11 protein-coding genes are annotated in these 11,477 nt (G+C 55.2%); 3 read left to right on the forward strand and 8 right to left on the reverse strand.

Annotated features, from left to right (window positions below; genetic code table 11):
- Positions 1 to 107: 107 nt before the first annotated feature.
- The gene (locus C447_RS13150; RefSeq protein ID WP_007694678.1) at positions 108 to 836 is read right to left on the reverse strand and encodes an MBL fold metallo-hydrolase; all 729 of its coding nucleotides are present in this window, start codon (positions 834 to 836) and stop codon (positions 108 to 110) included.
- Between the two features lie 509 nt (positions 837 to 1,345).
- On the opposite strand from C447_RS13150, the gene C447_RS13155 reads away from it, so the two are divergent.
- The gene (locus tag C447_RS13155) at positions 1,346 to 1,777 is read left to right on the forward strand and encodes a hypothetical protein (protein ID WP_007694681.1); all 432 of its coding nucleotides are present in this window, start codon (positions 1,346 to 1,348) and stop codon (positions 1,775 to 1,777) included.
- Positions 1,778 to 1,882: 105 nt separating this feature from the next.
- Positions 1,883 to 2,296, forward strand: coding sequence for a GNAT family N-acetyltransferase (locus C447_RS13160; protein WP_010611998.1), 414 nt, complete (start codon positions 1,883 to 1,885; stop codon positions 2,294 to 2,296).
- 49 nt (positions 2,297 to 2,345) lie between these two features.
- On the opposite strand, the gene C447_RS13165 is transcribed toward C447_RS13160, so the two are convergent.
- From C447_RS13165 to C447_RS18450, 7 genes are all read right to left on the reverse strand, one after another.
- Complete coding sequence (locus tag C447_RS13165) at positions 2,346 to 3,212, reverse strand: VOC family protein (protein ID WP_007694687.1); 867 nt, start codon at positions 3,210 to 3,212, stop codon at positions 2,346 to 2,348.
- Between the two features lie 212 nt (positions 3,213 to 3,424).
- A complete protein-coding gene (locus tag C447_RS13170; RefSeq protein WP_007694689.1) occupies positions 3,425 to 4,888 on the reverse strand; it encodes a sodium:solute symporter family transporter in 1,464 nt (487 codons plus the stop codon).
- Position 4,889: 1 nt separating this feature from the next.
- On the reverse strand, positions 4,890 to 5,171 hold the full coding sequence (locus C447_RS13175; protein ID WP_007694691.1) for a hypothetical protein: 282 nt from the start codon (positions 5,169 to 5,171) through the stop codon (positions 4,890 to 4,892).
- 568 nt (positions 5,172 to 5,739) lie between these two features.
- Positions 5,740 to 6,552 (reverse strand): aldo/keto reductase, encoded by an 813-nt coding sequence (locus C447_RS13180; protein ID WP_007694692.1) that lies wholly within the window; start codon positions 6,550 to 6,552, stop codon positions 5,740 to 5,742.
- A gap of 97 nt (positions 6,553 to 6,649) precedes the next feature.
- Positions 6,650 to 7,966, reverse strand: a complete 1,317-nt coding sequence (locus C447_RS13185) for a sulfatase-like hydrolase/transferase (protein WP_007694694.1) — start codon at positions 7,964 to 7,966, stop codon at positions 6,650 to 6,652.
- 896 nt (positions 7,967 to 8,862) lie between these two features.
- On the reverse strand, positions 8,863 to 10,182 hold the full coding sequence (locus C447_RS13195; RefSeq protein ID WP_049904500.1) for a dicarboxylate/amino acid:cation symporter: 1,320 nt from the start codon (positions 10,180 to 10,182) through the stop codon (positions 8,863 to 8,865).
- 130 nt (positions 10,183 to 10,312) lie between these two features.
- Positions 10,313 to 10,510 (reverse strand): hypothetical protein, encoded by a 198-nt coding sequence (locus tag C447_RS18450; RefSeq protein WP_007694701.1) that lies wholly within the window; start codon positions 10,508 to 10,510, stop codon positions 10,313 to 10,315.
- 46 nt (positions 10,511 to 10,556) lie between these two features.
- Here C447_RS18450 and C447_RS13205 point away from each other — a divergent pair.
- A partial coding sequence (locus C447_RS13205; RefSeq protein WP_204365842.1) for an MFS transporter occupies positions 10,557 to 11,477 on the forward strand: 921 nt, incomplete at its 3' end.

The raw sequence follows: 11,477 nt of genomic DNA on the forward strand, positions 1-11,477 counted from the left end.
ATTGGCCAATAGTGATCTGTCTTGACACTCGCCACTCAGCCTTCCATCCGATGTAGTGTTCTTGGATTTTCTCAGAAACGACCCAGAAGCGCTGTCAGCCCTCTGGGTCAGACCGAACGAAGCTCAACGGTCTCACCGTCTGCGGGGATCATCACGTTATCAACGGCCTCACGGAGCTCATCGCGGGTAAGGAGACAGTGGTTGATCGACTCCATGTGAACGGCGAGAACCGGCGTCTCCGCATCGACGTGCTGGCGAACGCGGTCGACGTCGGTCTCGTCCATCGTGATCGGCTCGCCTTCGAGGAACTGCGCCGCGCCTGCGTTCAGGACGACCGCATCCGGCTCGCTGGTGTCGATGGTCTCGGGAATCGGAGGATACCAGACCGTATCTCCCGCGAGATAGAGGGTTTCGTCTCCTTCGAACACGAACCCACAGACGGGTGCCATCGCCTCAGCGAGTTCACCATGGCCGTGTCGTGCAGGTGTCCGCCGAATCGTAATGTCCTCGAACGACTGCGACTCCTCGACTGGCCGAACATCCTCGAAACCCTCTTCTATGAACGCGTCCGCTTCCGCTGGATTGCAGAACAGCGGTGTGTCGGTGTCGATGGCTTCCTGCCAGTCGTTCCAGTGGTCGGGATGGCGGTGGGTGACGACTACTGCATCGTGATCCAAGGGAACGTCCGGAAGGTCGACGAGCGGGTTCCGCTGCTGGTTGGGCGTGTTCTCGACCGGTGGGTTCGCACCGGACTCCGACAGCATCGGGTCGACGAGGAATCGTGTGCCTTCGATGTCGACGACCAGGGTCGCGTGCCGAACGAGTGTCAGATCCATATCGGAGCTAGTGCCTTCGACGTCATTAATGCTCTCGGAGACGGAGGTCGAGACCAGTTCTCGATCTCTACCGGAGATCAAGCACGCTTAGAGCGGTTCTTTTCTCCTCTGAGACGAGGATGGTGTCAGTGACGATCCCCGAGATGAGTGAACGATCGCCCTGCTTGGAAAGTATCTGGTGATGAACGGAGATGATGGCGTGTGTACGACTGCAGTGGTCCTGTCGACGATCGGGAAACCCAGACGTATTTATGGATTTGATTCGAGAAAAAACATAGTTCGATGAGTATGTCTAACGTCTCGGAAGAGGAGATGAGTCGAGCCCGGTCACCCGGTATAATCGAGATACTGCGCGAAGGTGTCTCGATCGCGATCAGCATCCCGTTGGCGTTCGGCCTCTACATTATTCCTGCTATTGCAAACGTTTTCAGCACCTATCTGGGAGTGGTCGTTTCACCAGTCGTCGCCGCGCTGGTGACGGTGATGGCGTATTCCGCAATGGGTGGGATGTGCAGGCCGAGAAATCGCGCATTCTGTTGGTCGTATTCGTCGTCGTAGCCTACCTCGTGACTTACGTGGCCGCCGGGATCGCGGGTATCCTACTGGTCATCCCGGGTTTGTACGTAGCGTATCGGCTCTCGTTGACGACAGCAGCGATCATGATAGAAGAGGAGGGCCCACTGGCCGGTCTGAAACGGAGTTGGGCACTCGCAGGTGGAAACGTCTGGACGATTTTCGGTGTAAATCTCGCGTTTTTGGCCGTGGGATTGGTGATCTTCGTCGTTGCTTTGTTGGTCGGGGGCGGGATTCCGAGTGGTGCGAATGCGGCAACAGGGTTGCAGACGCCGATAGGGTATGGCAGTGCGATCACTGGAGTTCTGACTGGCCCGATCCAAGTCGCCTGTAACGTCTTCATGTTCGACTCGTTCCGCGGCCAATAAGGGAGTTCTCGCTCGATCGTTCAGTGCGTTCTTCAAGAAGTAGATGGATCGCATGGAAAGCTGGGACAAGCGGCTCTTTCATTGCACCTCCAGTGAATCTCGTGTATGGAGATTTGCGAGCTGATCAATGAAAGTGAGCGCCGCCAAGCGGTTCCGTTGATTCGCCAGCTATTCACTAATGCTGACCCACAAGAAGTGCTCGAGTGGACTGGCGAGGATGACTATCATCTTCTCGGTGGGTTCGTTGAAAATGAACTTGTTGGCGTGGCTGGCGTTCTTCTCAGACACGTCCTTCACCACGCTCGCCATGCGTGGCTCTATGATCTGGTCATCGATGAGCCACAGAGAGGCCGAGGATATGGGACTGCTCTTACGGAGCATGTGAAAAAATGGGCTACCGAGAAAGGCTGCGAGTACGTGGCGCTCGCGTCGCCGGCAACAAAAGAAGGCGTTCATGAGTACTATGAGGGGATGGGTTACGAGAAATGGGGCTACGTAATCGAAAAAGAGCTCGAATAGCGCCTATTAGACGCCAACTGTCGTAATTCACGAAGTGATGTATCGTATATTATCTCGAGGAGGGTTGTGACTCTACCGTGATTCGAATCTCGATCCCGTCTACCCCGATAACCGAGGCTTCGCCGTTCGTTGCAGTCATGCTAAACTGACTGTCCGCTACTTGGTTTTGGATCGCCTCCAGCGCTTGGGTCTCCGGAAGGACGATTTCGAACCAAGCTAGTCCGCTACCGTCACTTGGACTTGTTCGATCGTGCCAGACGTTCGCACCGATATGGTGGTGATACCCGCCAGCGGATACGAACAGCGCGTCCGGTTCGGTTACCTGAGTTTCGAATCCGAGAACGTCCACATAGAAGTCCCTGAACGCTTCGAGCGAGGTGACTTCCAAATGTACGTGTCCAACATCCGTTTCGGGCGGCACCCCTGATTCGCCACCGGCGGCCGCCTCCACTGAGTCGAGATCAAGGTAAGTAGTTCCCATCTTGATACCTCCGTCATCAGTGCGGGGCCACTCTTCACGAGGGAAGTCGTAGTAGATCTCGATGCCGTTCCCCGCCGGGTCCGTGAGGTACAACGCCTCACTGACGCCGTGGTTGGACGCACCACTGAGCCGCCAGTGATTTCGTATCCGGCCGAGGGCGTCGCCGAGTGCCGCACGTGAGGGCACTCTGAACGCGTTGTGATACAGCCCTGCCTCCGACCGACCTCGTGCTAGCGTGTCCTCGTTTTGCTCCAAGACGAGAAGTGGTGTTTCGCCAGCTCCGAGGACCACGATAGCGTTGGAACGACGTTGCACACTGAGACCGACGATATCCCGATAGAATCCCGTCAGCTCCTCGAGGTCGGAGGCTTGGAGCGCTGTTCGACCGATGTGTGTCCCCGCCGGAATCGTGTTCGAGTTCATGTAAGTGTCCATTGAGTGGAGGTGGGCAGTGCTTATCTGTCTACGTCTCTCGACCGGGAAAAATCAGGAACGAGCAGTTCTCGATCGAAGAATGCGCGCTCAGCCGGGAGTATTCTGGGGCCACTCGCGAAAGCACTAGCGCGATCAGCAGCCCAGAACACACTCCTCAGCGGAGGACGCTGAGAGAGATGGTACAGCATCTTCGACACTGTCTGTGGGGGTTTTCACTCGCTATCATATTTCCCGAAGTAGAGTCGAAGTGTTTCCGGAGAGGGATCTTCCGTGAAATAGCTAACAAGGATGTTCAAACCAAATGCAATTATCAAAGTGACGATGATCGGAGATTGCCCAATAGGGCCAGGAGCCCAAATTTTGAGAAGCACATAACTGACGACTCCAGTGAGTGTCCCTACGAAGGCACCATACTTGTTCGCCCGAGGCCAGAAGAATCCAAGCAGCAAGGGGGGAGCTAAGCCTGTCGCCAATCCACCGAACGCAAAGACAACGATGAGTTGCAAGAGCGGTGGTTGAGCTAAACCGATACCCAAGCCAACGAGGCCAACGACCGCCGTCACGCTGCTTGTGAGCAATCGCTGTTGCCTATCCGAAAGCTCTCTGTTTCCATACTCTTGATATATATTGACCACGATCGCGGAGCTGATCAGGATACCCATCGCCCCGACAGTCGTTTGTGCGGCACCAACAACACCTGTCAATACGATTCCGGATGGGACATCCGGCAGCGCAGCGAGCGTATACAGCGGAAGGTTCTGGTCAGGGGCAATCCCGGTCGGATTGAGTACTTTCCCAGCGCTCCCGGCGAGGATGATTACCACGAAGGACCAAAACGTCACCAAAAACGCACCCAGTCCTGCCGACCGCTTGATCGTCGTCGTTGAGTTCACCCCTAGATTGCCCTGAATCGCATGAGCGATACCTAACCAACCGAACGAAAACGTCACCCAGATTGCGACGTATCGATACCACGAGATTCCGTCGCCGGGGGGGACGAGAAGATCGGGATTGATGGAAGCGATATTCGAGAATATCTCACTACCGGAACCCAGAGTGACAGCCAGCAACGCCAGCGTCCCGAACGTCATTGCGATTCCGCCAACAATGCCGATGATCCCAGTTCCACGAAGTCCGCCCAGTGTCGTGTACAGGATAACGATACCAGCGAATATCAACATGCTGAGTGTATATGGAAGGCCGGAAATAGCGGTGATCGCTCGCGCAGCACCGGTGAATTCTGTAGAGACGTAGGCTTCAGTGAATACGATAACGACGAGCCCAAGCAGTAAGATGAGCGGTTTATAGGACTCATACCGCGCGATATACAGATCAAGGAGGGAGTCCGCGTCGATCCGTCGAGAGATAATGCCCATTTTCTTGCCATAGATACCGAGTACGTAGAGTGTGAACGGGCCTTGAGCGAGTATCGCTAGGGTGTAGGACGGTCCATACTCCCAGGTATACCCCGGACTGCCGATGAATGTCCCGGGGCTGATTCCCGATGCGGCAACTAAGATGAGTGTGACGAGTATCCCGAGATCGCGCCCTCCGACGTAGAATTCGTTCTGATAGTCCTCCGTGTCGACCCCCTGTTGAAGATATCCCACATAGAACGTGGCGGCCAGTAAAATGAGGATATACGCTGCGAAGGTGAGGATAATGCCATCGACCATATTAGCTCCTCCAAGCTTCTAGGGAGGCATCCTCGATATAATAGAACGCGATGAGAAAGCCGACGATCGCGAATAGAATCAACTCTACCGTAATGAAGAACATGTACGTGGGAAACCCAAGAATGTACTCGAACTGACCATCGTAGGACAGCGCCCCCCAAGCAGCGGTTGCGAAAAACAGCAACCCCATCGTGATCATATACGCGAATATGACCTTTGCCTCGTGCTGGGCTCGTTCGAGTCTTGGGTCAGGCTCGATATTGTATTCGTCCAGAAGTGACATTCAGGCACCCATTTCCAAATAGTCGCTCGCTGAAAGCGAACGAAACGTGGGTAGAATGTGTTCGAGTTCCTTGAATAGAAGAGTCAGTGTGTGCTCTTTTGTGCTACTACATAGCATGCAACTCGAAGTCATATCCCGTGGGCATATTTGTTGTGGTGGTAGATTCCAGTTGCTCCATCGCCATACCAGTGCAAGAATTCATAGTTAGAGTTGTTCAACATACCACCGAAAGCATAGTCCCGCGCTGTCTCGCGTGGAAACCGTTCTTCGTCGGCAATTTCCTAAGCTACCGAGCATCGTTGATTTCCACACGTTTATTATCAATAGACAACAGTGCTTAGAGAGAAAGACGGTCACAAAACGGAACAGTCGACGATGCTGATGTGCTCTGGACCCCCGGTTGCGCGGGGGCAAACCTTAGCCAACACCCTAACACATCGACGAAACATGATGTCTCGGCTGTCCCGTGTGGAAACCGTCCTTCGTCGCGGCTTCCAAGCGAATGCTAATCGGGCATCGGTCATCTCCCGACGCTATTGGTCGGCGATTCGAATTCCGTACAGCAGCATTAGCGATTCCACGGTGCGTAATCGCGGTCGATAATACGCTCTTCGCGCTCGATTCCGTCAATCCGGGCGAGCTCCCCCTCAGTCAAATCGAGTTCCCGAGCAGCCAGGTTATCATGAAGATGGTCTGGACTGGACGCTTTCGGAATTACGGCAACGTTGTCTTTCGAGAGAAGCCACGCGAGGCTCACTTGAGCTGGCGAAACGTTGTGCCGCTGTGCTATTTCTTGTATTGCCGGGATATCGAACACCGCTCCCTGTGCTAACGGACAGAACGCAACGACCCAGTGGTCGTGTTCTTGGGCATACCCAACGAGTTCGTCTTGCTGAAGCAGCGGATGCATTTCGATTTGGTTCGCAAAGAGGGGCGAATCAAGAACGTCGCGTGCACGGTCGAGTTGGTCGGGTTCGAAATTGCAGACGCCGACGTGTTCGACCCTCCCCATCTCCCGTAGTTCGTCAAAGGCACCAAGGGTCGTCTCCGGGTCGTAGAGTTCGGCCGGCCAGTGTACGTAGAGCAGATCGACGTAACCCGTATCCAATCGGTCAAGACTGCCTTCGACACCAGTTAGTATGTCCTCGTGCCCTGGACCTGGCTCCACCTCGTGGACGGTTTTCGTGGCTAAGAAGACCTCCTCACGGGGTACCTCGGATCGGTTGATCCCTTCCCCGATATACGTCTCGTTCTCGTATACTTCGGCGGTATCGACTACTCGATATCCTGCATCGAGAGCTTGGAGTACGTTTTCTCGCCACTGCTCTCGGTTCGCTTCGGAGTAGGTACCCAATCCGATTCGCTGGAAGTCCGCGGACATATCTCGACCCATTCGAGCCGTGCTATTTTAACGATAGTGGGTAATCAGTAGTGCGTGACTCGCGACTGAGAGCTATTGTTTCCGCATCCGCGGTGATCTACGCGTAGCCAAGGTCACGGAGCCGGTTCTGTAGTTTTTGAGAAAGATCCGGACTATCCGTTCGATGCTGAGACCGGTTGAGTTCCGCTTGAAGGGTTTCCAGCGATTTCCGTGGAGATACCATCGGTGGACTGCCGTCTTCTTGCCACTCGTCAACTGTTTCATAGCCATAGTACCCTTCCGCGGCGAGACCGGCGAGTGGCCGGTCAAAGCGTGCGATGAGTTCCTCGGAGTAGCCACGCTCACGCATCATTTCGATACGCCCTGGCCGCAGTCCCTGAAATTCGGTGAGCCGAGGTCGTCCATCCAGGCCCTCGAGGAGATTCTGCCCCCGAGAAGGAGCTTCGATCCCAGCGAGGTCGAGAATCGTCCGATGCACGTCCAGGATACTCGCGGGCTTGTTCGATGTGCTATCGAGACCGTCCCCGGAGACTACCATCGGGATGTGGGTTAGTTCCGGAGAGATCCCATGGAAATGACGCCAGCTTTGGTGTTCACCGAAGAGTTCCCCGTGATCACCAATCGTGATGACATAGTCGAACTGCCCTGAGAGGATCGTGAAAACCTTCTTGTACATATCGGCGAGATATCTCACAGAGTCGTCGTATGCTGCCCGAACAGCTGCGCTGTCGACCGCAAGGTCACCAACTGTGGCCGCCACTTCATCATACGAACTCTCATCCGCTGTACGGTAGTCTTCGGGTGGTCGATACGGGGCATGTGCTTCCATGAGATTGATGAAGAAAAACTCATCATCGGAAAAACGGGCGTTAGAGAGCGTTTGTAAACAGGCCGTTGCCCCATCATCGACGGCACCTGATTCGATACCTACCTCGGCTAATCGATTCTGTATCCCTCGTTGAAGTGAGGGAAGAACTCGGTACTCCCGTGAGAGTATTCGCCGAAGAACTTCTAGGTAGCCGCGAAGGCCAGGTTGGGTATCCCGGGATAGATCGGTCCACCCGATGAGCTCTCGGCTATTGACGTTCAATCGCCACGACCCATCGAAGGTATCGAAGCCACGATCGAATCGGAAAGGGGGAGATACCATCAGATTCGCACTGAACGCCCGTGTTGTGAACCCGGCCTGCTGCAGGAGTTCCGGGAGCGTCGGATCCGGGTCGTGAAGACCCTCCGATTTCGCATGGGTTCCGGCTTCACTCGGGTATTTTCCAGTGAAAAGGGAGGCATGAGCCGGCATTGTCCAGTGACTCGTCGACCAGGCGTGCTCGAACCTAGCTCCTGGAAGCCATTCGAACTGCTCATCGAACGCGTCCTTCCGAAGCGTATCCAAAACAACGAGAGCGATCTTCATGAACACGATCCGTAGTATTCGTATTCAGATAGCTTTGCCTATGGCGCACACGGCTAGACGGTCCTCATCGGTCTGCACGCTGCCAAACAGACAACGAACGCACTAGTGACAAATTTTAAACCGAAGGCATCCCTTACTGTGTATTGTCTGTGGTGACCCGAATAACGATTGATACGACCAACTCATTGGTGGATTTGTCCACTTGGTTCGCGGATCAGCCATGGTCGTGTACGACCAGTAATTGCCGACGAGACGGACTTCGCACGGGAGAGGGTACGATCGAACCTCAAACAGCTTCGGGCTGGCGACTACGCGGAGCTCCACCACAAGCCGATCTTGAGATGCCGGCTCATCAAAGTCCCTGTGATGGCGGGTGACGAGGCTTCCGAGGGGGTCCCTCAGAGAGCTACCGGTATCAATGCAGTATGGGGAATGATATTTGCTACATCTATCTGCGTGTTTCTGCTGCTGTGGTTGACTACGGAATCGGTACTCCTGTCAGCCATCGCTTCGTTCACGGCAATCTGTGGCTTCCAGACGATAATCCTCATCCACGAATCCTGATCCAAAAAGCATCTTCATCACCAAATATCACTCGTTGCAGGCGCTGATAGGGTCGTCACCATACCCTATCAGGAAGACACCGAGCTCATCGCCGACGGCGAGCAGCTGCCTGCCCACCGGTCGGGTGATCGCCCGCGAGGAAGGGTATCGCCACTGATCGGCTCTATTCCTTGAGGATGGGTGCTCAAACGGCCGGATTGAGGTTGTTGTTTGGCAGCGCTGAGTCCGGTGTACCTACGTAGTGAGTCAGTAGGGACTGCAGGGGGCGGGTGATGGACTAGTATTATCTCTTTCCCCTCTCTTATTTCTGAGCAGTATCGTCACGAGGGCAATCAGTCGGTGGAGGGATCACCTGCAATAGCATCACCCGTACTGACCTCATCGGCCCACACGCCGGTTGTAAGGTCGAGTGCACCGTTCCATTTCCCGATGAGGGTACTCACCGCCAGGTCACCAGCGACGTTGTTCATCGTGCGAAGGCGGTCGAGGAAGGGATCGATACCGGCGATCATCGCGATGACTTCGAGCGGGAGACCGACCTGAGTCAGCACGGCAGCCATCATCACGAGGCTCGCGCTCGGGACGCCGGCGGTCCCGACGCTGGCGAGCAGCGCAGTGACGAGGATTGCGAACTGCTGAGTGATCGTGAGTGATACGCCGGCGATGTTCGCGGCGAAGATCGCGACGATACCGAGATACATCGCGGTTCCGTCCATGTTGATCGTGGCCCCGAGCGGCAGCGAGAAGCTGTAGACGCCCTCGTCGATACGGAGGTTGTCCTCGGCGTTCGACATCGAGACGGGGAGGGTCCCGCTGGACGAACGGATACTGAGCGCCGTCACCAGTGCCTCCCGCGTGCCACGGAGAAACGCGAGTGGAGAGACGCCAACCAACCCGCGGAGGATAACGAGAAAGTAGACGATCGTCATTTGGAGCGCAATCGCAATAGCGAGGGTCAATGATAACATCGCATACGCCCCGATAGCTTCGATCCCGATCTCGCCGAACAGTGCCGCCATCAGAGCGAAGACACCGATCACGCCGTACTCCATGATCCCCCAGACGACTTTGAACATCACTTCCGCACCCGCCTCGGCCGTCTCGAATATCGTGTCGATGCCGTTCCGGATCGACGAGTCGGCGTCAGCCTCCTCTCGCACCAGCGTCATTCCGATACCGAACACCAGTACGAAGAAGATGATCGCGAGGATGTTGCCCTCCGCCATCGCGGAGATCGGGTTCGTCGGGACGATGTTGAGGAGCTGCTGGCCGAGCGACGGCGCTTGCTCGGTGTTGACGTTGCCGCTTGCGAGCGTTATCCCCGACCCAGGGTCCATAACGTTGCTTATCCCTAATCCGATGACGATGGCGACGGTGGTCGTGACCATATAGACAAGGAGGGTTTGACCTCCAATCTTGCCGAGATTGGTCGGCGAAAGTCTCTCTGCCGCCATCAGCAAGGTGAAGACGATGATCGGAACGATGATCATCTCAAGTAAACGAACGAATAGGTCGCCGAGTGGTTCCAGACGCTGTGCTGGCGGCCCGACGAGCAATCCGACGATGGATCCGAGAACGAACGCAGCAGCGATGCGATAGACGATAGGGACAGAACGGTATCTCCGCCACAGTCGAAGAAGTTGACTTGCCATTATATAATGAACGACGGATACATACAAAAGGAGTTCGGAGAATTGGAACGAGAAACTATACGAAGCCGCTGTGGTAAGCCAACGAACTAAGAGTCAGTTATAATTAATTCGTTTTCTAGAATATGGCGAATTACTCGATCTGTATCCGCTTGCCGTCTTCATCTGCGCTCTCGTTGTCTTCGTCCCATTCGATCGCAAATTCGATGCTCAATTCGTCCGGTCCATCGGGTGGGCCCTCGTCGGGGTGGGTGTGGGGGTCGGAGTCGACGTGGCGGTTACAGTTGCGGTGGTGGTTGCCGTTGGCGTTGGACTGCGCGAAAGCCAACACAGGGGATCGTAAGGTTATCACGGCACTACAACTAACCAGTTCGTCAGTGAACCCACTCAGCAAACTTCGACAATATCCGCCAGCAGTTCTCGCAACGGCACTTGCAACATTTATGGCATTTCTCGGAATTGGTGTCGTCGACCCCGTCCTTCCGACGATTGCTAGTTCGATGGGTGCCTCACACTTCATGGTCGAACTGCTCTTTACTAGTTATCTCCTTGTGATGGCAGCCGCTATGTTTATCTCGGGCGCATTGGCGACGCGTATCGGTAGTAAGAATACACTCGTGATAGGGCTCGGATTAGTTGCCATCTTTGCAGGACTGTGTGGATTCGCGCCATCCGTTGAGGCGCTTGCTCTCCTCCGTGGCGGTTGGGGTCTTGGAAACGCCCTTTTTACTGCGACGGCTCTTGCCATTATTGTTGGAAGTTCGGCTGGCCGTACTGCCGGTGCTATCACCCTATTTGAGGCATCTCTTGGACTGGGTATCGCGACCGGGCCACTCATCGGAGGGTTTCTCGGTTCTCAGTCGTGGAGATTCCCCTTCTTCGGCACTGCACTCTTGACAACAATTGGATTCGTACTTGCGATCGTCGCTATTCCCGAGTCCGGCGGTGCAGACCGCGACCAGAGTATTGCTGACGTTCTCAAGGCTTTTCGCCATACTGGCGTCCGCACGAATGCAGTCGTCGGATTGCTCTACTCCGTTGGGTTTTTCGCCGTTCTCGCGTACGCACCGCTTGTGCTTGGTCTTTCAGCAACGAATCTCGGTCTGACGTTTTTCGCGTGGGGAACGCTGGTTGCGATTTTCTCTATTGTCGTTGCCCCAGGTCTCACCGCACGTTTCGGTGCCGTCGCCACATTGTTCGGCGACCTCGTCGGATTTGCTGTTCTCTTGGCGGCGATGAGTCTGGTTAGCGGGCCTGCACTGGTTGCTGGCGTCATCATCTCTGGGACTTTCTGCGGG

This window comes from Halococcus hamelinensis 100A6, assembly GCF_000336675.1.
Lineage (GTDB): Archaea > Halobacteriota > Halobacteria > Halobacteriales > Halococcaceae > Halococcus > Halococcus hamelinensis.